The sequence below is a fragment of the Kistimonas scapharcae genome (assembly GCF_039540975.1).
GTDB classification, from domain to species: Bacteria; Pseudomonadota; Gammaproteobacteria; order Pseudomonadales; family Endozoicomonadaceae; genus Kistimonas; species Kistimonas scapharcae.
The window spans coordinates 21853-46880 of the sequence record NZ_BAABFL010000465.1; the positions used below are offsets into that span (position 1 = coordinate 21853).

Consider the following 25028-nt stretch of genomic DNA (forward strand, 5'->3'; position numbering starts at 1 on the left):
AAGCTCCTCAAGGGTGGGGGGTCAGAGCACATCAATCTCGGCTTCCAGCGCACCGGCCTGCCTGAACGCCTGAAGGATGGACATGAGTTCACTGGGCGTCGCCCCCACACTGTTCAGTGCACTGACCACATCACTGAGTCTTGGGCTATCCGGCAACTCATAAATCGTGCCCTTCTGCTCACTAATCTGTACTTCACTGCGCGGTACCGTGGTGGTCTGACCACGGGAGAACATACCCGGCTGGCTGACCTGAGGCTCTTCCGACACAGTAACAACCAGACTGCCGTGACTAACCGCCACCGGTCGTATACGAACATTCTGCCCAATCACCACCGTACCGGTTCTTGGATTAATGACGACTCTGGCAGGCAATTCCAACTGCGGAATCGTCAGGCTTTCCAGCCGCGACATGAAGGCCACCCGCTGGTCTGTATCATAGGGGGCGGACACCGCCACCCGGGCTGCATCAATGGCATGGGCGGTTCCTTGTCCAAACTCCCGGTCAATGGCATTGACGATCAGACGCGCCTGCCGGAAACCCGTCTCGTTCAGGTTCAGCATGATATGGCCGTAATCGTCAAACAGCGGAATCACGGAACGTTCTACAACCGCCCCACCGGGTATCCGACCTACCGTGGTAATATTCACCGTCGCCTTGCTGCCACTTGCACCTTCCGCCGTGACGCCACCCACCACCAGACTGCCCTGAGCAATGGCATAGACATTCCCGTCCAGCCCTTTAAGTGGCGTCGCCAGCAGGCTGCCGCCACGCAGGCTCTTGGCATCACCAATGGACGACACCACCACATCCAGCGCCTGCCCTGGCCTTACATAGGTATTTAGCGTCGTATGAACACTCACTGCCGCGACATTCTTCAGCCGGGGCTCAGCGTTTTCCGGCAGCTGCACTCCAAACTGTCTCAGCAGGTTATTGACTGACTGGGCGGTAAACTGGGTCTGCCGGGTCTGGTCACCCGAACCCTGTAAACCGACGACCAGACCATAGCCCACCAACTGGTTTTTCCGGGTTCCCTCCGGTGTCACCAGATCCAGCAATGGCATCGCCCGCAACGTCAGGCTGATAAGCCACAGGGCCATAACCGCAAAAGAACCCGCCACTTTCATCATCAAAACGGTGACCACCGGCTGTTAAAGAAACGCCCCATCCACCCCATGACATTGGCCTCGGCCATATCCCCTTTGCCGGTGTAGCTGATCTTGGCATTGGCCAGCCGCAGGGAGGAGACCCGGTTATCCAGCGTAATATCTTCAGGCCGCACAAGGCCGCTCAGGTAAATGATTTCATCGCCCTGCCCGAGTCGGATCTGCTTGTGCCCTTTGACATAGAGACTGCCGTTATCCAGCACCTGTTGTACGACAACACTCACATAACCGGTCAGCAGGTTGTTCTGTTCATTACTGGCCTTGCCGCTGAAATTACGTTTCATATTCATGGAGTTCTGCAACGACCATTCGCTGCCCAGCAGCCTGGCACCGGTACGACCCAATAACACAGGATCAGGCATGTTAATGGTGCTGTTTTTGCCAATCGTGGTATCCGCGGCCTTGCTGGAGCGGGTCAGCTCAGCCAGAACCACCGTCAGGATGTCACCTTCACGATAGGCGCGCCGGTCTTCAAACAAACTGGCAGACGCAGGCCCCCGAAACAGGCTGCCGGGTGATGCGTTATAGGTAGAAGGAGGAATATCTGGCAATTCACTGGACTCCTCAATCGGGCCAGCCATTGGCGACAGCTGGCAACCACTGAGTATCATCAGAACCCACAGTATCCACAGCCTTACCACCAGCGGTTTCATACACCGTGCCTATGAGGAGCGAATCAGAAATTCCATCATGTCATCCGTCGCCTTGATGGCCCGGGTATTCATCTCGTAGGAGCGCTGGGCCACGATCAGGTTCACCAGCTCTTCCACCGCCTGAACATTGGAAGCTTCCAACGTGTACTGCTTCACCAGTCCCAGTCCGTTCTCGCCAGGCGCACCCTCAATGGCATCACCACTGGCTACGGTTTCCACAAAAATATTGCCACCCCGGGCTTCCAGTCCGGTGGGATTAATGAAATTGGTCAGGGTGATCTGGCCGACATTGCGGGGCTCCACCTCACCAGACACGGAAACACTGACAGTGCCGTCTTCACCAATCGTGATATTCAGGGCTTCCTGCGGAATCGTGATAGCCGGCTCCAGCGGCAGGCCGGATGCCATGACCATGTTGCCGTCAGCATTCAGCTGAAACTGACCGTTGCGGGTATAGGCCGATGTACCATCCGGTAACTGCACCTGGAAAAAACCATGGCCGGAGATGGCCAGATCAAGGGGTTGTGTCGTGGTCTGAAGATTACCGCCGCTGAAGACCTTCTGGCTGGCCACAATCCGAACACCCGTGCCCTGCTGTTGGCCTGACGGCAGGTCATTAGTTTCATCTGCCTTGGCACCGGGCTGTCGCAGTACCTGGTAAAACAGGTCCTCAAAGGTGACCCGGTTTTTCTTAAAACCGACGGTATCAATATTGGCCAGGTTGTTAGACGACGTTGATAGGTTATAGTCCTGGGCGGACAACCCGGTCATACTGACCCATAGTGCCGGATGCATCTGACAACTACCTCACCGCTTCTGGCGTTTCAGGAAGACCGCAGGAGTTCATTGCCCCGGGCGGCCATCTGGTCAAACGTCCGAATGGCCTTTATCTGCAATTCAAACTCCCGGGAAAGCTGCAGGTAATCCGAGATTTCCTCGATGGCATTGACATTGCTCTGCTCCAGCGCGCCACCCAGTACGGCCACATCGGGATCGTCAGGTACGGCACCGGGGCCGGTATAACGGAACAAACCATCCGTCCCTTTTTGCAGTGTTCCCTGCGGTGGATTCACCCGCCGCAACCGACCGACCTCCACCAGGTCACCACCTTCCACAACGACCGTGATCATGCCATCACTGGCTATCTGCAAGCCGCTAAACACCGGCAACACCATCACGCCGTCTTCACCGAGCACGGGCAGACCGGCAGTGGTCACCAGTTCGCCAAACCCATTCACAACAAAATTACCGCCCCGGGTAAAGGCTTCATCCCCTGTCGGGGACTGCACCACAAACCAGCCTTCACCGACAATCGCCGCATCCAGCTCCCGTCCACTCCACTGGTTGTCACCCGGCACCAGTCGACTGCCTTTTAATTGCATCTCGGCGCCAGTGCGGGTGCCGGGTATCCTGCCTTCTACCCCTGCGAGGTTAAACGCACGCTCACCCGTCCAGTTGAAATCGGAACGAAAACCCGTTGTCTCAGCATTTGCCAGGTTTGACGCATGAGTCTGCTGGGCCAGCATCGTCTGCCAGGCCGCACCGGCACTTAGGTAAACACCGTAATCCATGATAGAAACTCGCTTCTGGCGGTTAGGCGGCTTTCACGCTGAACAGCGTTACACCGTGAGCAGTGCCTGCATCACCACATCTTCGGCTTTCAGGGTTCGGGCATTGGCCTGATAGTTTCGCTGGGCCACAATCAGCTGCACCAGTTCAGACGACAGATCCACATTGGAGGACTCCAGCCGCTGCGCATTAATGACACCGGCGCCACCGGTACCCGACTGGGTATAGGTAGGGTCACCGGCATCCCTTGTGGCCTGCCAGCTACTGTTGCCTGTTGCGACCAAGCCGTTTTCATTGGTAAACGTCGCCAGCGCCACCTGTCCCTGTGTGGCCTTGAGGCCATTGGAATACAACACCTGGACAAGACCGCCGGTATCCACCTGGACCGCATTCATCTTGCCTGAGGTGTAGCCATCCTGATTGATGGCGGCAATGGAGTAGTCCTGGCCGAACTGTGTCGTGGAAGAGAGATCCAGATTCAACACCAGAGGCAGTGCCCCGCCCCCCGGCTCCAGACCTGAAAGCTTGCTGTCGTTTCCATCCAGGGTAACCAGTCCGCCGGATTTGATGGATCCATCCCCATTAAAGGCCAATTGATCTTTACGGAATACCGGATGGGTAGGGTCAGAGACATCCTTTAACATCTGGTTGTCCAGCCGGTAAAAGAGATCCCAGGTGCTGCTGTCACTGTCTGCCAGCACAGTGAACAGGGTCAGCTGGTGCGGTACCCCCAGGCTGTCGTACAGCCCAAAGGTGGTGGCCCAGTTGTAACTGGACGGTTGCTGTTCATCAAAGACCATTGCCGGAATCGTTGAATCACGGGCATCCAGATTGATGGCGGCGCTGATCTGGGACGTTGCCCGGGCGGGTATGCTCTTTCGCTCAATATGGATATCACCCAGGGCACCTGCTACGACTTCGCCCTTGTCATCCACCTGAAAGCCCTGAACTTTAAAGCCCTGGTTGTTGACCAGATCATCATTACGACTCAGTCCAAAATACCCTGCACGGGAATAGAACGTGTTACCGTCGCCGGACAACACAAAAAAACCACTGCCTTCTATACCCATATCCAGTGAACTGCCGGTGGTCTGCAATATGCCCTGGTTAAAGCGCTGCGATGTGCCCTGGGTCAGTACGCCGGAGACCTGCGCCATCTTGCCGCCGGATTCCGCGTACACATCAGCGAACATACTGCGAAAGGATTTGAAGCCCACCACATCGACATTGGCGATATTGTGGCCGGTCACATCCAGCTCCTGCTGAGCTGCCTTGAGACCGCTCACTCCGATATTCATGGACATCGCGCTACCTCACGACCATGGGTGTATACCAGGGACTATTCGATGCTGCGCACAAACGATGCAGGCACAGGGCCAACACCGGCCAGCTGTAACAGGGTTTCCCCTTGTTCAGCAGATAGCGAAACACTGTTAACACGACTGTTGACAGCAACCGGCAGCGGCGCCTGATCAGAGGCTGCTGACACGAAGTAGACGCCATCCGGCAGGGATTCCCCCCCGATCTCTTTCAAGCTGAACCTCGCCGGATCACGTCCGGAACAGGAAAGTTCACGAACGGCTGCCGTTTGACCCAGGCCGTCCGTCAGCATGACGGTTACCCGGTTGCCGCTCAGTACATCCGTGCCCACTTCAATGGCTATATCCCGATCCCGGCTGTCGCGGGACAACACCAACTGGTCGGTATTCACTGTAACCCTACGCCCCGCGAGACCGGCTGCCTGAAGCACCTGCAACCCATGATCCATCCCGTGCATGGATGACCGGATATCGGCTAGCGACTCCACCCCGGCAAACTGTGCCAGCTGGGTCACCATCTGCGTACTGTCGGACGGATTCAGGGGATCCTGATTACGGATCTGGGCAACCAGCAACTTCATGAAATCCTGTTTGCCGAGATCCCCTGCCTTGCCCGGCCGGGCTGTGGTATCCGCTATTGCGCCATTGCCAGACAACGGTTCTGTTACGATAGCCATGGTTAACGGAGGCTCACCAGTTCAACCAGTTGATCCTGCATGCGCCGGGTCGTGCCCAGCACCGATACAGTCGCTTCAAACTGACGGGATGCGGCCATCATGGCCACCATCTGCTCCACCGTGTTCACGTTGGCGTAATACACAATACCGTTATTGTCCGCCAGAGGGTGGCCCGGCTGGTAACGCTGCTCGGCCGGACGCTCATTCCTGAGCACATCACTGACGGTGACACCAAACGCCGACTGACGTCCACGACCCACGGGGTCTGCACGAAAGACAACATCGCGCTCACGATAGATGTTCGCCTCACTGGACGCCGCTGACCGGGCATTGGCCAGGTTACTGGCCACAGTGTTCATCCGAACCGTCTGAGCCGCCATGGATTGGCCGGCAATGTCATACACCGCAGAAAATGACATACGTTACACCTCACAGACAGGCTTACTGGGAACCATTGATTGCCAGGGATAACCCGTTCAACCGGGCGCGGAGAAAATAAAGCCCACGGTTGAAATCAGTCGCATTGCGCATAAAAGCCAACTGCTCCCTTTCCGGCTCAACCGAATTGCCATTGACCGGCGACTGCAACGGTGCCCGGGTCACGACGTCAGGGGTGGCGGCTAATTGCCCTGCCTTTGACAGGTGAAGTGGATTTGTCCTCACCATACGTGCCTGCGTATCTTCAACGTCCAGCAGATGTCGGAATGACAGATCCTGCGGGTGGTAGCCCGGTGTTTCCTGGTTCACCAGGTTCCCCGCCAATATGGCACTGCGAGATGTTCTATAGGCAAGCGCCTGAGGTTGGTTACCGAGCGCCTGATCAAACTGTATGGCCATCGTAGTATCACTAACGGCCGGTACAAACCGGCAACCATTACATAAACGTCATGGAACAACGGGTTGTCCGTTATACGGCAGTTGCCCCAAAACCAGCACACTGTATATAGAAGCGATCCCATCAAAATACCACCCGGTTTTTACGTTATGGCGCGTGGATCTGCTACATTTGTGTCGTGTACTGCGCCTGCCAGGAATTGAATGATGGTCATAGAAGGAGTCGGTGATACCGGTAACCGCCCTGCGGCTGTTGCACAGCAGACGGACTCAGAGCAAAAGCGGGTAACATCAAATTCAACTACTGCTACTGCCACCTCGCGACCCGACATTGAGATCAGTGCCACAGCACTGTACCTTAGCAGTACAGAACAGGCTGCCATCGGTCAGGTGATCCACAGCGCCGCGTCTGCCGATTCTACCCAGTCACTGACCGCCATCGGTGAGACGGCCAGTGAACCGGAAACCATCGCCCATAAACTCGTGCAACTGGAGCAGCTGTTTTTTAACCGATCATGACCGAATCACTCCTTAAAACTCTGCAGGATGGCTGTACACTCCTGACCACCCTGCGCGCGCAGCTTACCCGCCAGCATAGTGCCCTTGTCAGTCGGCAGACGACACGGTTACAGCACGTGGCCGGACTGATTGAAAAAAGCCACGATTTACTGGCCTGCCATATGGCTCAGTGCCAGGATCAGCTGGCCAGACTGGGTTACAAGACACTTGTTGCCTGGCTCAATAACCCCGGCACCACACTCTCGGCGGAAGCGACCCATGAAGCGCGAAGCCTCCATCGCGAATACCTGGCCCTGGCTCTGCAGTGTCAGCAGCAACGTGACACCAACCGCTGGTTACTCGAGAAACAATCCCAGGTCTGCCAACTTTACGTGAACCAGTTAAACGGCCTGAAACGCCAGCGTTATGATGCCTTGGGCCAACGGATCAATGACCGCGCAGCACACAAACTGGTTCAGTCATAACCACCATCCCAGCGGCATACGGCCTCTTCCATCACGCGATTCAACTGGTTTCTGCGTCGTCTTTGCTGACGGCACTCTAGGCGCTGCTCGCTGACCTCTGTCTGTCGTTTCAGTCGTAATGCATCCGACCTCAGTTGCTGGCTGGTTTTCTCATTGCGATCAAGAATCCCGCCCAAATGCCGCTGCACTGCGGATACCTGGTGGCTGAAACCCAGTCCGTTGGCCAATGTCAGGCCATTGCATTTGGGTTCCGAGAAGGCACCCGGATGACTACTGTCGTCCAGCATGCGGATCAGCCGCTGATGCTGGTCACGTTCTTCAGCCAGATACCGCATCTGTACCATGAGCATCTGCTGTTGTGCCCGTCGGGTTTTGAGCCAGCGGGTCATTGTCTTTTCCTGCATGTGAACATTCCTCAGCGATTCGGGTCAACGCCTGAATCGTGTCAGGCAATGAAACGGACTCCGTCAGTCCCTGACAAATGAAACGGTTTAACTGAGGCTCCAGAGCCAGTACCTGATCCCTAACCGGATCGCTCCCCTGCGTATAGGCACCCAGCTCCATCAGTTCCCGGATTTCATGGCAACGTTCCCAGGCTCGCCGAAAAGCGACAGCCGACGCTTGATGAGCCGGACTCACCACCCGCTCCATGGCGCGACTGATAGACAGGCCAATATCAACGGCCGGGTAATGACCGCCCGCCGCCCGCTGCCGGGTAAGGTGGATATGCCCGTCCAGAATGGCACACGCCGCATCAGCCACCGGGTCTTCCTGTCGATCCCCTTCCACCAGCACGGTATAAAACGCCGTGATTGAGCCCCTGTCGCTGCAGCCATTACCGGCACGTTCCACCAATCTTGGCAACAGGCTGAACACGGACGGCGGATAGCCACGACTGGATGGTGGTTCTCCCACGGCCAGCGCAATTTCCCGCTGGGCCTGGGCGTAACGGGTCAGAGAGTCCATCAATAACAGGACATGGCAGCCTTCATCCCGAAAATGCTCCGCAATGCGGTGTCCCAGCAGGGAAGCACGAAGGCGCATGACCGGTGAGTCGTCTGCGGGTGAGGCCACCACGACCGCTTTCGCCATGCCGGCGACCCCGAGCGTGTGCTCAATAAACTCCCTGACCTCACGCCCCCGTTCACCAACCAGCACCACCACGACCACATCCGCTTCGGTATTGCGGGTCATCATCCCCAGCAACACACTTTTTCCCACACCCGTTGCGGCCAGTATGCCCAGTCGTTGCCCACGACCGGCCGTCATAAGGCCATTCAGCACCCGCACACCTACGTCCAGCGGTTGCGTAATCAAGCGCCGCAGCAAGGGATTGATCGGAGCCCCATGCAATGTGATGCGCTTGTCGCATAACAGCCCTCCCTTGCCATCCAACGGCCTTGCCATGCCATCAAGCACACGCCCAAGTAATGCCTTGCCTACCGGTATTCCCGTATCACCCGACAAAGGGAGCACCGTGTCGCCCGGCCCCAGGCCTTCACCGTACTCCATGGGCATCAGAAAAAAGCGCTGTCGGTCAAAACCGACCACTTCCGCTTCCACCTGCTGTCCGTTCCGGTTCCTGACCAGGCAGCGCTGACCGGTATTAATCTGGCAGCCTTCGGCCTCCAGCAACATGCCACGCAGACGGGTTAACCGACCCGACACCGTAATCGTAGACAGGCGTTGGAGGTTACTGCAGGCCTGTTGCAAGCCTCTCCGCGTGTTATCCCAATGTGTCATTCGCCATTGCCATTGGCGTCCGGCAGCCCGAGGCTTTTGCGCAATTCTGCAATACACACCGCGAGTCGGGCTTCAACCTGAGCATCTACTCTGCCGCCAGGGGTTGAAAGGATACAGCCACCGGCCGTGATCGCATCATCATCCGTCACCTGCCACTGGTCAGGTAACGCAAGGTTCAACGTTTCAAGGTAAACCCTGTCTTCCGGGTTCAGACGTATGGAGGCGGAATCCGTCTGGGGCAACAGACCCAAGGCATGATCCAGTAGCGCCCTGACACCATCGGGCCGGATATTCAGCTCAAGCTGAATCACCTGCTGGCAAATCAGGCGGACCACTGACACCAGTTGTTCATCCAGCTCACGTCCGCAGGCATCGCGCCACTCACTCAACTCCTGCCAACAGGCAGTCAATGCGCTATGCACCAGGTTGACCTTCGCCAGGCTTTCATGGCGGCCACTCGCTAGCCCCTGCTCATAGCCCTGACGATGACCATCTTCCTTCCCCTGTTCCAGACCCACAGAGTACCCTGCCTCACCCCCTTGTTCCCTGCCTTGAACAAAGCCCTCCCTGTAGCCATGCTCACGAGCACGACGAAGCATTCGACGTGCCTGCTGCTCATACTCAAAGGTCGACAGCGGCTGTTCAGACGCATCGGGAACAACGGGCTCCGCTGGAGTATCAATGACTGGAAACTGAAAACGAACGACAGTGGAATTTGACGGCATACACTGAAAATCACACGGGTTCAAAAAATAGGGAGAGTATAGTTAGCGTTTAGCTAATGATCCGATGTGGATTGTAAAATCCTCTCATGACTGGCTTTCTTCCAGGATTAACGGCAGGTGTAATATAAATTCAGCTCCTTCACCGACAGTCGACGTAACGGTTACGTAGCCGTTATGCTCCTCCATAATAGATCGCACAATATGCAAGCCCAACCCCATTCCTTTTCCTACCGGCTTAGTGGTAAAAAATGGATCAAAGAGTTTCTCCATGTTGTCAGCTGAAATGCCATGCCCATTATCTTGTATGATGATATTGGCTTCTGAGTCGACCCGCTGTGTTTTGACCCAGACTTTCCCCGAACCGTCTATGGCATGCGAGGCATTGACTAACAAATTAACAAGCACTTGCAGTAATTTTTGTGGAAAACCCATTATGACTAAAGGTGCTTCAAGAAAAACGTCAATTTCAACTTTATATTTCAATTCATTCTCAACCAATCCGAGGCTTTGAGTAATCAAAGCATTAATATTAACAGGCTCCATCTTCTCATTACCAAGATGCGTATAATTACCCAACCCTTTGATTATTCTCGTCACTCTGACCGTGCCATCCTGACAGGCATGTAAAATCACCTCAATATCTGAAAAAATGAATTCAAGGTCATGATCCTGATAATATTTAGCTGCTTTTTCACTTTCACCTCTCAGCATTAACGCCATACACTCGTTAACAGTAACAAAATACTCGCCAAGCATCTCTATGTTACTTTGTATATACCCAATGGGATTATTTATTTCATGCGCCATACCTGCGGCAAGTTGTCCGACAGAAGCCATTTTTTCCGCCTGAATCAGCTGCTGATTCAATTGCATCAAAGCCTTCTGATTATGCTTCCGTTCATTTATATCACTAATAGTGATTAAGTAATGGCTTTCACCAAATATTGAAATCAAACACCCCGAATACTCCACATAAGGGTGTTTTATATGAGGTGCCAACATACCCTCTTGTACACTACCGACGACACAACTTCGATCAAACTGGCCATCTTCACGGGCGAACGCGGGCAAATAATCACTCAACCTGGCGTTTAAAATATGCTCATCCGTATCAGAGAACAATTTCTCTGTCGCCATATTGATGTCTTTAATAACACCAGCCTGATCGACCAATACAATGGCATTGGGTACTGAATCCATTATCATGGTCAAGCGATTATTAGCTTCATCGGCATTATTTCGCTGCTCTTCCGCCTTATGCATCTCAACCTTAATATGCTGCGTTAAGTTCTGGATAGAACGCGCTAACTCTTTGACTTCTAAAGGGCCATCACGCTGAACAAACTCAACATCCTCATGTGAGATTAATTGTTGCGTGGCAATCGCCCTGATATTCTCCAAAGGTTTTACAATATTTTTACTGATCCAACGTGTACCCAACATGATCATTAAAAGATAGATCACGATTAATACGACCCCCCATACCTTGAGCTGCCTGACAGCATCTGCGAACTCAGTATCGAGTTGGTATTTCTTTTGATCAAGCCTTTCTGCCAGCTGTTCTATGGAGACGATGATAGAAGAGGTGATATCATCAGAGGTATTGATGGCGTGCAACCACGTATCATGAGAAACGGTTGAAACGGTCATCAATGAGGCAATAACCCCATCATTTTTTTTAAGCTTGGACTCAATATCTCGTAATAACAACTGATCTCGCTCATTCTTTAACTCCAGGCTCTGCAAGGTGTTAACCAGGGATTTTGATTGTTCATTGATTCCCCTGGCAAGATATGACTGCTTGCCTGAAAAAAACAAATCCTGCGTTGTAAGCCAGACTTGAAACATGGTTGAAAAATGCTGGAATGTTTTCAATGACATGCCAGACTCATAACGAAAACGAGAGACCTGTTCTACTTTCTGGTATTTAGTCCAAATAAAACCAAAGATACAAACACCTATAACCAGTGTCGATACGGCAATAATCTGATTATAATTGGATATCTTCATAATATATTTAGCACGTCAATGTTTGCCTTTTAAATCAGGCTTCCATACGATCTCCGTCAGCAACAGTGTTTTTAGCGCACACCTTAAAACAACATTGGCAAGATCCTCAGCACCTCCTGCATACGCCAGCAGCTGTTCATTAGCGGAAACGCCATCATCAGCCAAATATGCCTTTAATTGTTCCAGATTCTTACCAATAAACCTGTTTTTAAACGATTGATTCTCGATCAACTTCTTTTTGGGGCTTCGACAGCGTTGAAAAGCAAAATCCACAACCCTGAAATCTTCATCAATGGCCCAGATAATTTCGACCAACCCCCACTTGCTTTGCTCTGACCGGACATGTATGTAACCAAGCTGCTGATTGCCCTTCATTGCAACGTACAACGTGTGTTTGCCTAACTCACCAAAATGCAAGTCATTATTGGGTAGTGCTGCTTTAACCTGCTGCCGGATGTCTTCATCAATCTCTCTGACAATTGACATCTGATTGGTTTTATCGGGATACAATAATTTAATCTGTGCAACAGGATCCCTTAATGAGCAGTAGGCATCAGCCAATACGCCACCACTAAAAAAAGCCAGCATGAATAGCAAGATAATCCGCATATCAATACCTGTATCTGATTTGAGTTCTGAACAGCTTCATTTCATCCAAACCATTAATATTGCTAAACTGGTGCTTGTATTCAACACTGGCTTCCCAATGTGTATCAGGCTCATAGCTGATACCAACCACACCGGTCTCATTATTGTCATCAAAACCGGACTTATCGCTATAAATATACTGGGAATACAACTTCCATGTTTCATCTAACGACAGTTTGTTTATTTCAAATAAACCATACTTTTCATTGTCATCATCCACTTCACCGGTAGCCAGCTCGGCTTTCACCCCCCAAGTGCCAATATAATATTGCATATCAACGGCAAATCGTTGCCTGTTCCTGTTATCAAGCTCACCATCATAAAATGAGAATCCTACAACCAGATTATAATGATCCAATGTACTAATACGACCCGTCACTAACGAAGAGCCATCTACGGATTTCGGATCATCCTTTCCGCCTAATGTGTAGCTGATTTTATATTCAAAATCATCATGTACCTTATTGAGCAGGATACCCCAGTCCAATTTAGTCCCGAGGTTTTCAGCATGGCCATAATCTAGCAGTTTGCCATTGGTATCATTACTGTCCTCCAAACCAAAAGGCATCGTAAAGTGACCCAGGCGGAGGTTCGGTAGCCAGCCCGGAGAAGCGGTATAATTGATATGGGCTTCCCTGACGATGATTTTTCCATCATCCGGAGAATCAAACATAAATGGTGTGGGCTTGTGATGTGACAGCTGAGTAAAATATAACTGTATTACGCTATACCCAATATCGCCGTGTTCACCGCTAAATACTTTATGTGTATCTATCCCTAACGCATAAATCCGGCTTGTTCGATCCGGGGATGAAAACTGGTTATAGCGAGCACTACCATCAATCGTCCAGCGTAAATTATCTGCAATATCAGCCTGGCTGACACCATATATAAACGGAAGCATAAAGCATATTATTAATCGATTTTTCAATGCTGACTCCCTGTCAAAAAGCTCAAATATCCGCACTTTTTCTGTGCTTGTTATTATCAACAAGTATATATCACACGCTACTCATACGCTGACATCCCAAAATATCATGCTAAATTGCTATTTAAAAGGGCTACTTAGTCGACTTATCAATAGATTGATCGTCACCTAATCTACCAGCTTTTCATCCGTAAACGACAGCGTTATTTCACCCCCATTGATCAGTGACTCAGCCCGTTTCAGGATCTCACGCCGGGCGCTATCCACCACGCCCTGGCGGATTCTGCCAAGCCCCTGCATCTCATCCTCAAGGTATTGCACCGCTCGCTTGGGCAGTCCTGAAAAAATAGCCTCTTTGAGGTTTTCATCCGCACCCTTGAGGGCCTGCGCCAGTGTTCGCTGGTCAACATCACCCAGCAATTTCTGCAAGTCTTCCCGTGAAAGGTGTAACAGGTGTTCAAAGAGAAGCATCCGGCGCTCAATGGTTTCGGCCAGTGTTTCATCTACGCCCCGAATGCCCGACAGAATATCCCTGCCGCTCTCCCGGCTGAACAGGTTCATAATGTCCGCCACCTGTTGGACACCACGCAACGGCAACTCCCGATCCATACCGGTCTCATCCAGATATTGTTGCAACAACGCCGCAATACTCTGTAAACAGGCCCGTGACAAACTCTCCAGCCCGGCAATCCTGATCAATAGCGCCTGATGGGTTTCCTCAGGCAATAATCCCATGACCTGTGCTCCCTGCTCTGCCGGTAAACAGGCGAGCACCGCGGCCTGAAACTGGAGTGACTCGCAACGAAGCATACCGGCCAGCACATCCGACCGTGCATACTGAAGCCCTTCCAACACATTCTGCTGCTGTTCATCATACAGCGGCCTTAACAGACACCGGGCCTGCTCGCGTCCCAGGGCACGCTGCAGTGTCTTTTTCAATTGCATCTGGTAATTTCCCGCCAAAACTCCGGCATGGCTGACGGCCTGAACAAAATCGTCCAACAGTCGGATTAAATCGCGGGATTGCAAGGTTTTCAGCGCTGAAACCTTCTCACTGAGCACACGGATTTCTGAGGGCGTCATCTGCTTGAGCACGGCAGACGCATCCTCCTCACCCAGCAGTAACATGATGGCCGCAGCGTCGCTGGGGGTTCGCCGTTCCATCGGCCCCAGGGATTCCCGCTGGCTGTCGGGGCGTGTAATGCCAGGACTAACCATCAGGAGGCCGGTTTCTCAGACAACCACTGTCGTAAGACATGGGCGACTTTGCCAGGTTCCTGCCGCGCAAGTTGCTTCAGAGTCTCTACCCGGTGCTGGAAGCCGACGGCATCGTCATCGTAAGGCATTTCTGTGGCAGCAGGAGACTCACTGAGGCCAGACATATCATCCACCGAGCCCTCACTGCCAGGTCCTGACTGAGCCGTCACCTTACCGGGAGGATGCCTAGTCTGAAGCCAACGGCGAACCAACGGACGAAGGCCGACCAGTAATAGCAACACAATGATCAGTGCCAGTATTACACGCCCGCCCCACGTAATCATGGCGGGCTGTTGCCACCAATTCACCTTCTCCAGATTATTCTGCGCCTCTGTGACAAACGGCAATGACTCGACACTGACCTGATCGCCACGGCCTGCGGTATACCCCACGGCCTGTTTCACCAGTACCGTCATCCGCCCAAGCTCCTCGTCGCTCCAAGGTTGCGCATCCTGAGTCTCTTTCGTTTTCTGCACCGCTTGCCGTGTATTGAGCAATACTGCCACCGTTAAACGGCGGAGTTCTCCCGGCAGCCGCTGTTCACGGCTGACCGTACGATCTACTTCATAATTCCGTACGTACTGTTTTTCCTGAACAGACGTTTTTCCTGTCGTATCCTGCACATTTTCGAGCGCACCGGGCGTTCCGGTGGGCAGTTCATTCCCCGATACCAATTGCTGCATGGATTCACTGCGCACCGCTTCGTTGTCAGGACTGTAGCTCTCACGGGTCTGCTCGCCCGATGTCATATCCAGTTCGGCAGAGACCTGCACACGCACATTACCATTCCCCACAAGCGGAGCCAGCAGTCTAAGCACCCGGGTCTCCAGCCGACGTTCAATGTCAGACTGGTATTGCAACTGGCGCCGCGCCTCACTCAATAACGTTGTTTCATCGAGCTCGTCACTGATCGGTGCACCCAGCTGATCCACGACACTGATATTATTTCTGTCCAGGTTCGCAATACTGCCTGCGACCAGATTAACAATGCCTTCGATCTGCAGCGGGGTCAGCCGGGCACCGGCACTGAGCTCCAGTACAACAGAAGCCCGGGGTTCCGGTGACTGACGCAGAAACACAGTCTGCTCCGGTATCGCCAGATGCACCCGGGCACTGCGTACCGGTTGCAGTGTCATGATGGTTCGGGCCAGTTCCCCCTCAATCGCAGCAATGTAACGCTGTCGCTCCATGAAGTGGCTGATGCCCAGAGGAGGCGATTCCGTTAACAGGGCCCGTCCCTCCGGAAGGGAGGGGGCAATACCGCCGGCCGCCAATGCCATCCGTGCTTCCGGCAGTTCTGCGGATCGCACCATCACCTGACCCGTATCAGGGTGTACTCGATAGGCAATCCCCGCCTTGTCGAGCTGGTCGATGACGACACCGGCATCATACTGCTCCTGTCGTCCATAGAGGGGACGATAATCACGGTCCTGCCACCAAAGCCAGGTCACGGTAACAATGGCCAGGAATGCGGCACCGAACAACAGACCCACGGTCAGGCGCCGGTTTTCAGGGCGGCGAAACAATGCAAGCTGTTGCTGGAGTGAATGCCATGCGTCACGTACCCGACGGCCGGCCTGTCCTGTTGTGTGCGTCTCTGCCATGGTTGCGATGGTCACTACAATTGCAGGTTAAACACTTCGTGATACCCTTCTACCAATCGATTGCGCACCTGCAGTAATAGTTGAAAGGACAGGCTGGCCTTCTGCACTGACAGCACCGTACCCACCAGATCCTCTTCCTGCCCTGATTCCACCCGGTTCATGCGATCCGATGCCGTTTGCTGCAACGCATTGACCTGATCCAGCTCCGCCTTGAGCATCCGGGAAAAATCTGTCCCTCTACCAGACGCGGCATTGGCACCAGTGGGAGAGGTCATCGCCTGAGAATCTGCCCGCCCGACGGCCAACGGCAAGTCCAGTGCAATAAACACAGGATGTACGACATCAGCCATCATTCACTCCTTTCATAACACCCTGGTTTGATGCCTGATCAGGCAAGGCCTCCTGACACTGCAGGGTAACCATGACCCGGCGATTATCATGCCGCCCTGTTTGGGTGGCATTACTGGCGGCAGGATATCGTTGCCCATGGAAACGCAGGTGAGCCACCATGGCGGCAGGCACGCCTTCGTCAACGAGGTAATCCCGGACCGCCTCGGCCCGTTGGCGCGAAAGACGCAAGTTCAGAAGCCTGTCCCCAGTCGCATCGGTATGGCCGTCAATCGTCAATGCCGTCACCTTCTTGTCGGCCCGAATATAGCGTGCGATGTCCCGTAACTGTTTCATCTGTCCGGACGTCAGTTGCCATTTGCCTGAGTCATAAAATAGCTGTGTCCGTCGAATCTGCGCAAAATTTACCGGCAGCAGATCGCCCAGACATCGTTTGAATTCAGGCAGGACGTCACGGATACCGGTGGTCGACAGGTTTAGCAACACTGGTTGGTTCGGATCCGTCATTTCAACGTTCAGCCACATGCCATCGACCAGGTTGTCGAGCAATTCAGGAAAGAAGCTGCCAAGGTCAAATGCCACCCCGTGGTCGGTTGCACGATAAATGTCGGATAGCAATTCCTGCCGTCCGGTGTGCTGCCAGGGCGCATCCACGGTAGTGACCAGCCCTCCGCCCTGGAACGGGGCATACCCCAGCAGGTCCAGCGTCAACTCCCTGACCGCACCCGCCTCCGCGCGCAGCGACACCGCCCCCAGGCTGGCCGTATTGAGCAGGAGCCGACAACTGAAAAAACGCCGCGTTTTGACTGTCCACTGGGCTTCATCCAATGCGACTGTTTGTTCCATGGCAAACGCGTCAGGTTTCAACAAGAGACAGGATAAAAGGACAGCGGCCAACAGCCGAAAGCGCCTCCAAAATACGGGATAAAACGTTATAAGCGTCATTGTGACCTTAAACTGCAATTGAGCCTGCACGTCGGAAATTTTAGATTATGATTAGCTGACCAATGCAGTATGAATGGTTGCTGACTTCCCGTGGACATTTGCAATAATGACTCAACATCTCACACCCGGGATGCCAACGCCCCGTGCGGCGAAACCACAATCAGCCCCTGCAGCCTGGCCCATCCCCGATTTCAGGCCACCTATCTACTCAACCTGCAGGACCAGCTGGTTACACCGTTCCTCCGTCTTGTCCCTAAACAGTTGTCACGGGAACTGGAACTCTCCGGCATGCAGCTGGAATACCTGGGCGCGACCATTGAGACGTTCGATGAAAAAGAACCCGATACGGCTCGTGCAATGATCAAATGCTTTTCCGTTTCTATCGCCACTGATGGTGGCCAAAAACAGGATGGCTTCGGTTATCTCTCACTGGCGCCGGAATTATTGTCAGCATTGTTCGAGCGTTTTTTTGGCGGCCGTGGCGACATTTCCCAGGGCTCACCGACCGACCCCGTATCCACACCGCCCACCCGGGCTGAACACTACCTGTTCGAGTCCATCGCCCAATGCCTGCTGCCCCTCTGGCAGGAAATCTGGCATCCATTACCATCTATGAGTCTCAACCTGCTGGACACAATGACTACCGATGAAACGCCATCGGAAGGGCGGTTGATGCGATCGCGCTACCGGCTGAAGCTGACAGAAGACACCACAGGTACATTCGAGATCAACATGCCCATGTCCCTGCTGGAACACATAGCACCAGGAAAGAAACATCACCCAGCCGCACACCAGCACTGGCACCGGCGCCTGACAACCGCGCTGTCGCAGACACCGGTGGAACTCAGGGCGATTCTTGCTGAGCAAACCCTGCCCCTGCAGAAGATCATGGGCTTCAGGAAAGGCGACATTGTCCCCCTGCCACTTCAGGAAACGGTTGTCGTCAATGCCGAAGACCAGCCGGTGTTTACTGCACGCGTGGGTATTGGCAGTGGCCACCTTGCACTGGCGTTTCTGGACAGCCTCAGCGCCTCCTGACAGCTCTCAACGTTAACAACCTGACCGTCTGCAGGAGCTTGTGACATGCACGACACCGGGGAAACCGATATCGCCACCGCTGAAGAGGAAGACACACAACAGAAAGAAGCCCCCATAGAACAGGCAAAGACAACCGATGATGACGTCCTGATAGCACACGATGACGACACCAGTGAGGATGTGCCAACATCTCCACAGACAGATGACACTCTCGAAAATGGCCATTCACCGGATTTTATTGGCCCCATACCGCCTGAAGTGGCATCTACGGTACAAGCGCGTGAGCGGTCAGCGTCCGGGGAGAACGAGCCTTTCCTTTCAGAACCGCAATCACCCTGTGCATCTCCTGCTACCGAAACCGCTGCAGAAATTGAGACTGATGCCAGTGATATTGATCTGGTCAAAAACATACCGGTACACCTGACCCTGGAAGTCGGCGGCCGCCGTATAACGATCGGTGAACTGATGGCCATGAAACCCGGTGATGTGATCAGCCTGGACCGCAGTGAGGAGGAACCGCTGGATGTCAAAGCCAATGGCATCCTGATCGCCCGGGCCGAAGTGGTGTTAGTCAACGAGCGCTACGGGATACGGTTGCTGGATATCGTCAGCCCCTCTGTCCGTCTCAATAAAACGGTCTGCACCGGGCCATCATCATGAAGTCACTGCCGTATATTCCGTCCCTATGCGCCATACTGTGCTGTACCCTGCTCATGGCGGGATCGGTCCACGCAGCGCCTACTCTGCCATTGATCTCGGTGACTGACGGCGATGTCACCCGTGACTACACCGTGAACCTGCAGATACTGCTGATTCTGACGGCATTGACACTGTTACCCACGGCACTGCTCTGCATGACCAGCTTTACCCGCTTTATCATTGTGCTGGCGATTCTACGCCAGGCCCTGGGGCTGCAGCAGACACCGCCTAACCGGGTACTGATCGGCATCGCCCTGTTCCTGACCCTGTTTGTCATGCGCCCGATATTCGACACCATATGGACAAAAGCCATTGAGCCGTGGATGAATGAACAGCTGACGTTTAAGGAAGCCGTGGCCACGGCACGGGATCCCATTCACCGCTTCATGCAGATCAATACACGGGCCACCGATCTGGAACAGTTCATCACCCTGAGTGGTGCTGACATGAACGCCGCACCAGATGACATCCCCCTGACTACCCTGATTCCCGCGTTTCTGACCAGTGAGCTGAAAACCGCCTTTCAGATCGGTTTTCTACTGTTCCTGCCCTTTCTTGTGATTGACCTGATTGTCTCCAGCATCCTGATGGCGCTGGGAATGATCATGCTGTCCCCCCTGGTCATCTCCCTGCCCTTGAAGCTGATGGTCTTTGTACTGGTTGACGGCTGGAACCTGACCGTCAGCAGCCTTGCCGGCAGTGTGACCACCTGACCTGGATACCGGAAACGTGACGTATGACACCCGATATCGCTGCTGACCTGCTTCGCAATGCCCTGATCGTCGTCGTTCGGGTAGTCGCGCTGCTGATTGTACCGGGCCTGCTGGTCAGCCTGATGATCAGTGTTATTCAGGCCGCGACCCAGGTCAACGAACAGAGTCTGACCGTACTGCCACGCCTGATTGTGACGCTGCTGGTGATGGCTTTCATGGCGCACTGGCTCATCCGCGAACTGAATGACTTTTTTCTGATGGTCGCCAGCCAGATCACCCAGGTTGTTGCATGATGAATGATGGTCCTTTGATCTGATGGCGGATTTAACCCTGTCACTTACTCAGATGGATGAGTGGCTGTGTCGAGGTATCTGGGGCGTCACCCGACTCGGCAGCGCACTGATGATCATGCCGCTCACCAGCGATCTGGTGCCTGCCACCCTGCGTCTGGTTATCGCTATTGCGCTTGTACTACCCATATTTCCCACGATTACCCTGCCACAGCCCGGTATTGCCGCATTCTCTGCGGAAGCCATGTTGATCACCGCCGGGGAGTTATTGACAGGCCTGGTGCTGGGTTTCATCCCCGCCCTCTACCTGTCACTGTTCGCCCTGGCGGGAAACCTGGTTGCCATGCAGATGGGGCTGGGCATGGCACAACTGAATGATCCCGTCGGCGGTATCAGCGTGCCGGCACTCAGCCATTTCTACCAGTTCGGCGCACTCACCCTGTTCATCGCCATGAATGGTCACGGTGTCGTCTTCAGCATCCTGCTGGAAAGTTACCAGACCCTCCCGACTGGATCATTCACGCCATTGCAAACATTGCTGCCAACACTGGTGAAACAGGCCGCCTGGTTGTTTTCTGCCGGCCTGCTGCTGGCGCTGCCGGCTATATTCAGCCTGCTGATCGTCAGCCTGGCCCTGGGGTTTCTGACCCGGGCGGCGCCCCAGCTGAACATGATGAGCATTGGTTTTCCCGCCACCTTACTGGCAGGCCTGATTATTCTGCTGATCACCAGTCACCGGTTTGCCGATGCGGTCGGCCGGTACACGACAGAAGCACTACTCATGATGCGACAACTGACAGGATAAAGCGCCAATGGCGGACGAGAACGAAGACGACGCACAGGAGAAGACCGAAGAACCCGGTGAGCGTCGCCTGAAACAGGCCCGTGAGGAAGGCCAGGTTCCCCGGTCCAAGGATATGACGGCTGCGGTTGTCATCCTGGTGCTCAGCCTGCTGTTTACTGCCCTGTCTCAGTGGTTCACTGACCCCCTGCTGCAATTCAGCCAACATTGTTTGCAGTTTCAGTGGACAGACGCCACTGATCCGGGTCACATGCTTGCCTTGATGAGTAGCGCCAGTGCCCTCCTGCTGTCCCTGCTCTTTACCTTGACCTTGATCGTTTTGCTGTCTGCCATCGTGGGCGCCTGGCTGATGGGCGGTGTGATTTTCAGTGGAAAAGCGGTTCGCCCGAAATGGCAACGTATCAATCCAATCAAGGGTCTACGTCGTTTTTTCTCCAGTAAGGCGCTGATGGAGCTGGTGAAAGCCCTGCTGAAGACCGGGCTACTGCTAGCCTGTTTGTGGTTTTTTATTCGTTATGCCACTGCCTCCCTACATTCACTCAGTGGCAACGATGTCTGGACTGGATTGCCACTGGGTTTCATGCTGCTTGGCCACGCCCTGCTGATGTTTGCGGTGGCATTACTGTTCACCGGCCTGATTGATATGCCCTTTCAATGGCACCATCACCGCAAGCAGCTGATGCAGACCCATCAACAGGCACGGGAAACCCATAAGGAAGAAGAAGGCAAGCCCGAGGTGCGTCGCCATATCCGGCGAATGCAGCGTGAAGTCTCCACCCGCCGTATGATGGCCGAGGTACCCAAGGCCGACCTGGTCATCACCAACCCGGTGCACTATGCCGTTGCCATTCGTTACCGGGAGTCCGAATCCAGGGCACCAGTCGTGCTGGCCAGCGGGGTGGATGAACTGGCAAAAACCATTATCTCCGTCGCCCGACATCATCACCGCACCGTAGTGCTCTATCCGGTACTGGCCCGCGCCCTGTATTACACCGTCAAACCCGGCGAAACAATTCCTGCCGATCTCTATCTGGCGGTGGCCAAGATACTGGCTTATGTTTACCAGCTGAAACGCTACCGAGCCGGTGAACGGGAAGATCATCCTGATCTGCCGGTTATTGACCTGCCGGAACACTACCGCCGCCAACAGACGACATCCGCCAACCATGTACCCGGGTGATACGACAGACCAGCACCGTTTCGGCTACCTGGCCACCCCAGCCCTGTTGCTGCTGACGTTGGCCATGGTCATCCTGCGGATTCCGCCGTTTCTGCTGGATACCCTGTTTACCTTCAATATTGCGTTTTCCCTGTTAATGCTACTGCTGGCGATCCAGATTGATCGACCACTGAACTTTTCAGTGTTTCCCAGCCTGCTACTGATCGCTACCCTGCTACGGCTGGCACTGAATGTCGCCTCTACCCGGGTCGTGCTGTTGCAGGGACATACCGGAACAGACGCCGCCGGTCGTGTGATCGAAGCCTTTGGCACCGTGGTAATTGCTGGCAACTACGTAGTGGGGTTTGTGATCTTCACCATCCTGGTGATTGTCAATTTTGTGGTTATCACCAAGGGATGTACCCGGATTTCTGAAGTCACTGCCCGCTTCACCCTGGACGCCATGCCCGGCAAACAGATGGCCATTGACGCCGACCTGAATGCCGGCATTCTGAATCAACAGGAGGCTGGGGAACGGCGGGAAGCAGTGAGTCGCGAAGCCGACTTTTACGGTGCGATGGACGGCGCCAGTAAGTTTGTCCGGGGCGATGCCGTTGCCAGTCTGTTGATCCTGGCGATCAACATCATCGGCGGCATTGCCATTGGGCTTTTCCAGTATGACCTACCGTTGGCCACCGCCTTTCATACCTATGGGCTGTTAACCATCGGAGATGGGTTGGTGGCCCAGGTGCCATCACTACTATTGTCGACCACCGCCGCCATCATGGTGACCCGGGTATCTGGCAGCGGCAATATGCCGGCACGGATTCGCAGCGAATTACTCAGTTCCCCAAGGGCCTTTCTGGTCTGTGCCGGTATCCTGATTATTATGGGGCTGGTGCCGGGTATGCCACACCTGGCCTTCGCGGGGCTTGGCTTACTGGTTGCCCTGCCAGGATTAAAATCACTGCGTCGTGAAAAAACCGAGCAGAAAACCGGCGCGCCGGACACTGGCACAGCGCCTGAACCCACAGAGCCCCCTCTGGACTGGCGGGAACTTCACCCGGCCGACGCCCTTGGCCTCGAAATCGGTTACCGGCTGATCCCACTGGTGGACAGCAGTCGCACCAGTGAATTGACCAGCAGCATCCGCGGTGTGCGCAAGAACCTGTCGCAGAAACTGGGGTTCCTGATTCCCAGTGTCCACATTCGGGATAACCTGGATCTCGATCCGGAGCATTATGTCATCACCCTGCACGGGGTACAGTTCGCCACCGGCCGGGTCATACCCGACCATTTACTGGCTATCGCCACCCGGGAAGCCAGCGGAGAACTGGAAGGCACCGCCGACCATGACCCCTGTTATGGTCTTGATGCCGTATGGATTACCCGGGAACAGGAAGAGGATGCCATGCGACAGGGGTACACCGTAGTGGATGGCCCCACCATCATTGCCACCCACCTGGGACAGATTATGGAAGATCATGCCCATGAACTGTTTGGTTACGATGAAGCCCAGGACTGGCTGGAGCAGTTACGTGAGCTCTCCCCCCGGCTGGCGGATGAACTGATCCCCGACAAACTGAGCCTGGGACAACTTATGCGCATCTGCCAGGCATTACTGATAGAACAGGTACCGTTAACCGATATGCGCACCATTGCCGCCACACTGATTGATACGGGGAATAAAGACCGTAACCCACTGGTGATGGCCCAGGACGTTCGGGTTGCCCTGCGTCGCATGATACTCAACAGCCTGGCAGGTATGGACAAGGTATTGCCTGTCACAACCCTGTCACCGGCATTGGAAAAACTGTTGTTGGAAGCCTGGCGCCAGGCCAGCCAGAATGGTGGTTACAGCCCTGATGCGATTCCGCTGGAACCGAGCCTCACCGCTCAGCTGCAACAAAAGCTGCCCACCGTTGAACAACAGATGGAAAGCCATGGTCAACTACCGGTGCTATTGGTGGTGCCACAGCTTCGGCCATTACTGGCGCGCTTTGCCCACGTCTGCACCAAACACCTGAGGGTATTGTCGTTCAGCGAGATACCGGACGACCGGCAGGTGAATATCGTCAGTCAGCTCGGATAATTCAGGCTCCCGCTGGCTATCCCTGCAGAAGCCAAGACCCTACTAAATAGACAGCGCCTGAGTGAACAGACTGGCAACCTCTTCATTACCATTCTGCTGCAGGTAACTTGAAGCTAATTCAACCAGCGGCAGCAACTGTTCCAGTGGCACACCATATTCATCCAAAATGCCTTTCATGTAATTAGCACCCTGCAGGGCTTTACCTGTATCGCCTGCATGAGACATCAGACTTCCCAGCAGGCCATTCTCTTCCTGCATGGCTGGCGCCAGCGCTATGAGGGCATCAATGCCTGGTACTGCATCAGACACCTGCGAGAAATCGCTGCTGCTCAGATTATCTTTGGCTAAATGAAAGAGACCACCCAGGCTATGTTCCGCCTGCGTCTGCGTCAGATTTAATTGCTGCATGGCAAGGTCGACCAAGGCCTGCGTCATTGGCTGTTCTGTATTCGCCGTAGTGGTCTGGGTCATGCTGTTAGCCACCGATGTGGCAGTCTGTAGCCAGTCACCGGCAACCGCCGCTGATGGTGTGAGCAATGTTGCCGCAAGACAGGCAGCTATCCCCGTGGAAAGAATCGTCTTCAATGGCCACCTCCGTGCCGTTTTTTGCGTTTTATCCTGATTATTGTCGTTTTATTTGCCGGGCAAGGCTACTGTTGCCGTATTCGAATAGCAAACCATCACGCGAAGTAAGCTAAAGCTTAAAAACGCCCTTTATATTCACTATTGCTGTTTCATTAATAGAGCGGTAAGTACTCAAAAACCGGTACATAAGGCGATTTCACGTTCTGCCGCCTAAGCTCATCCCCATGTTCCCATTACCGCCTG

At 54.1% G+C, this 25028-nt stretch carries 28 protein-coding genes; 9 read left to right on the forward strand and 19 right to left on the reverse strand.

The features are described from left to right. Positions 1-21: 21 nt before the first annotated feature. The 8 genes from ABD892_RS22160 to flgB are packed head-to-tail and all read right to left on the reverse strand — an operon-like array spanning position 22 to position 6219. Positions 22-1098, reverse strand: a complete 1077-nt coding sequence (locus ABD892_RS22160; RefSeq protein ID WP_345198368.1) for a flagellar basal body P-ring protein FlgI — start codon at positions 1096-1098, stop codon at positions 22-24. A gap of 29 nt (positions 1099-1127) precedes the next feature. Continuing rightward, positions 1128-1817 (reverse strand): flagellar basal body L-ring protein FlgH, encoded by a 690-nt coding sequence (locus ABD892_RS22165; RefSeq protein WP_345198369.1) that lies wholly within the window; start codon positions 1815-1817, stop codon positions 1128-1130. 9 nt (positions 1818-1826) lie between these two features. Further along, on the reverse strand, positions 1827-2612 hold the full coding sequence (gene flgG / locus ABD892_RS22170; RefSeq protein ID WP_345198371.1) for a flagellar basal-body rod protein FlgG: 786 nt from the start codon (positions 2610-2612) through the stop codon (positions 1827-1829). Positions 2613-2641: 29 nt separating this feature from the next. After that, complete coding sequence (locus ABD892_RS22175; RefSeq protein WP_345198372.1) at positions 2642-3388, reverse strand: flagellar basal body rod protein FlgF; 747 nt, start codon at positions 3386-3388, stop codon at positions 2642-2644. A 48-nt stretch (positions 3389-3436) separates the two neighbouring features. After that, positions 3437-4690: a flagellar hook protein FlgE gene (locus ABD892_RS22180; RefSeq protein ID WP_345198373.1), complete on the reverse strand. Its 1254-nt coding sequence runs from the start codon at positions 4688-4690 to the stop codon at positions 3437-3439. Between the two features lie 35 nt (positions 4691-4725). After that, the gene (locus ABD892_RS22185) at positions 4726-5382 is read right to left on the reverse strand and encodes a flagellar hook assembly protein FlgD (RefSeq protein ID WP_345198375.1); all 657 of its coding nucleotides are present in this window, start codon (positions 5380-5382) and stop codon (positions 4726-4728) included. Between the two features lie 2 nt (positions 5383-5384). Further along, a complete protein-coding gene (flgC, locus tag ABD892_RS22190; RefSeq protein ID WP_345198376.1) occupies positions 5385-5801 on the reverse strand; it encodes a flagellar basal body rod protein FlgC in 417 nt (138 codons plus the stop codon). A 22-nt stretch (positions 5802-5823) separates the two neighbouring features. Further along, positions 5824-6219: a flagellar basal body rod protein FlgB gene (gene flgB / locus ABD892_RS22195; RefSeq protein ID WP_345198377.1), complete on the reverse strand. Its 396-nt coding sequence runs from the start codon at positions 6217-6219 to the stop codon at positions 5824-5826. A 201-nt stretch (positions 6220-6420) separates the two neighbouring features. On the opposite strand from flgB, the gene ABD892_RS22200 reads away from it, so the two are divergent. Both ABD892_RS22200 and flgN read left to right on the forward strand, forming a co-directional pair. After that, positions 6421-6735: a hypothetical protein gene (locus tag ABD892_RS22200; protein ID WP_345198378.1), complete on the forward strand. Its 315-nt coding sequence runs from the start codon at positions 6421-6423 to the stop codon at positions 6733-6735. After that, positions 6732-7199 carry a flagellar export chaperone FlgN gene (gene flgN / locus ABD892_RS22205; RefSeq protein WP_345198379.1) on the forward strand — a complete coding sequence of 156 codons (468 nt, stop codon included), beginning with the start codon at positions 6732-6734 and terminating at the stop codon, positions 7197-7199. The genes ABD892_RS22200 and flgN overlap by 4 nt, the downstream gene beginning before the upstream one ends. Here flgN and ABD892_RS22210 read toward each other — a convergent pair. The 10 genes from ABD892_RS22210 to ABD892_RS22255 form a co-directional block, all read right to left on the reverse strand. Continuing rightward, positions 7190-7588, reverse strand: a complete 399-nt coding sequence (locus ABD892_RS22210) for a hypothetical protein (RefSeq protein ID WP_345198380.1) — start codon at positions 7586-7588, stop codon at positions 7190-7192. The genes flgN and ABD892_RS22210 overlap by 10 nt on opposite strands. Beyond that, positions 7518-8942: a FliI/YscN family ATPase gene (locus ABD892_RS22215; protein ID WP_345198381.1), complete on the reverse strand. Its 1425-nt coding sequence runs from the start codon at positions 8940-8942 to the stop codon at positions 7518-7520. The genes ABD892_RS22210 and ABD892_RS22215 overlap by 71 nt, the downstream gene beginning before the upstream one ends. Continuing rightward, positions 8939-9667 carry a FliH/SctL family protein gene (locus ABD892_RS22220; protein WP_345198382.1) on the reverse strand — a complete coding sequence of 243 codons (729 nt, stop codon included), beginning with the start codon at positions 9665-9667 and terminating at the stop codon, positions 8939-8941. Before ABD892_RS22220 ends, ABD892_RS22215 begins: the two co-directional genes overlap by 4 nt. Positions 9668-9751: 84 nt before the next feature. Next, complete coding sequence (locus ABD892_RS22225) at positions 9752-11677, reverse strand: sensor histidine kinase (RefSeq protein WP_345198383.1); 1926 nt, start codon at positions 11675-11677, stop codon at positions 9752-9754. A 15-nt stretch (positions 11678-11692) separates the two neighbouring features. After that, positions 11693-12286, reverse strand: coding sequence for a hypothetical protein (locus tag ABD892_RS22230; protein ID WP_345198384.1), 594 nt, complete (start codon positions 12284-12286; stop codon positions 11693-11695). A 1-nt stretch (position 12287) separates the two neighbouring features. Then, on the reverse strand, positions 12288-13256 hold the full coding sequence (locus tag ABD892_RS22235; protein WP_345198385.1) for a hypothetical protein: 969 nt from the start codon (positions 13254-13256) through the stop codon (positions 12288-12290). 165 nt (positions 13257-13421) lie between these two features. After that, complete coding sequence (locus ABD892_RS22240) at positions 13422-14471, reverse strand: flagellar motor switch protein FliG (protein ID WP_345198386.1); 1050 nt, start codon at positions 14469-14471, stop codon at positions 13422-13424. Then, positions 14471-16114 carry a flagellar basal-body MS-ring/collar protein FliF gene (gene fliF / locus ABD892_RS22245; protein ID WP_345198387.1) on the reverse strand — a complete coding sequence of 548 codons (1644 nt, stop codon included), beginning with the start codon at positions 16112-16114 and terminating at the stop codon, positions 14471-14473. The genes ABD892_RS22240 and fliF overlap by 1 nt, the downstream gene beginning before the upstream one ends. A gap of 14 nt (positions 16115-16128) precedes the next feature. Beyond that, positions 16129-16464 carry a flagellar hook-basal body complex protein FliE gene (gene fliE / locus ABD892_RS22250; protein ID WP_345198388.1) on the reverse strand — a complete coding sequence of 112 codons (336 nt, stop codon included), beginning with the start codon at positions 16462-16464 and terminating at the stop codon, positions 16129-16131. After that, positions 16457-17308, reverse strand: a complete 852-nt coding sequence (locus tag ABD892_RS22255) for an OmpA family protein (protein WP_345198389.1) — start codon at positions 17306-17308, stop codon at positions 16457-16459. Before ABD892_RS22255 ends, fliE begins: the two co-directional genes overlap by 8 nt. A 189-nt stretch (positions 17309-17497) precedes the next feature. Here ABD892_RS22255 and ABD892_RS22260 point away from each other — a divergent pair, with 189 nt between their 5' ends. Genes ABD892_RS22260 through flhA form a run of 7 tightly spaced genes read left to right on the forward strand, consistent with a single transcriptional unit; the run spans position 17498 to position 24200 of the window. After that, the gene (locus ABD892_RS22260; protein ID WP_345198390.1) at positions 17498-18445 is read left to right on the forward strand and encodes a FliM/FliN family flagellar motor switch protein; all 948 of its coding nucleotides are present in this window, start codon (positions 17498-17500) and stop codon (positions 18443-18445) included. A 45-nt stretch (positions 18446-18490) separates the two neighbouring features. Beyond that, on the forward strand, positions 18491-19105 hold the full coding sequence (gene fliN, locus ABD892_RS22265; RefSeq protein WP_345198391.1) for a flagellar motor switch protein FliN: 615 nt from the start codon (positions 18491-18493) through the stop codon (positions 19103-19105). Next, positions 19102-19857 carry a flagellar type III secretion system pore protein FliP gene (gene fliP / locus ABD892_RS22270; protein WP_345198392.1) on the forward strand — a complete coding sequence of 252 codons (756 nt, stop codon included), beginning with the start codon at positions 19102-19104 and terminating at the stop codon, positions 19855-19857. The genes fliN and fliP overlap by 4 nt, the downstream gene beginning before the upstream one ends. A 23-nt stretch (positions 19858-19880) precedes the next feature. After that, positions 19881-20150, forward strand: a complete 270-nt coding sequence (locus ABD892_RS22275) for a flagellar biosynthetic protein FliQ (RefSeq protein WP_345198393.1) — start codon at positions 19881-19883, stop codon at positions 20148-20150. A gap of 22 nt (positions 20151-20172) precedes the next feature. Beyond that, a complete protein-coding gene (gene fliR / locus ABD892_RS22280) occupies positions 20173-20952 on the forward strand; it encodes a flagellar biosynthetic protein FliR (RefSeq protein WP_345198394.1) in 780 nt (259 codons plus the stop codon). A 7-nt stretch (positions 20953-20959) separates the two neighbouring features. Then, positions 20960-22129, forward strand: coding sequence for an EscU/YscU/HrcU family type III secretion system export apparatus switch protein (locus ABD892_RS22285; protein ID WP_345198395.1), 1170 nt, complete (start codon positions 20960-20962; stop codon positions 22127-22129). Then, positions 22035-24200 (forward strand): flagellar biosynthesis protein FlhA, encoded by a 2166-nt coding sequence (gene flhA, locus ABD892_RS22290; protein ID WP_345198396.1) that lies wholly within the window; start codon positions 22035-22037, stop codon positions 24198-24200. The genes ABD892_RS22285 and flhA overlap by 95 nt, the downstream gene beginning before the upstream one ends. A gap of 42 nt (positions 24201-24242) precedes the next feature. Here the strand turns inward: flhA and ABD892_RS22295 are convergent, their stop codons facing one another. Beyond that, the gene (locus ABD892_RS22295) at positions 24243-24785 is read right to left on the reverse strand and encodes a DUF2780 domain-containing protein (RefSeq protein ID WP_345198397.1); all 543 of its coding nucleotides are present in this window, start codon (positions 24783-24785) and stop codon (positions 24243-24245) included. Positions 24786-25028 lie beyond the last annotated feature (243 nt).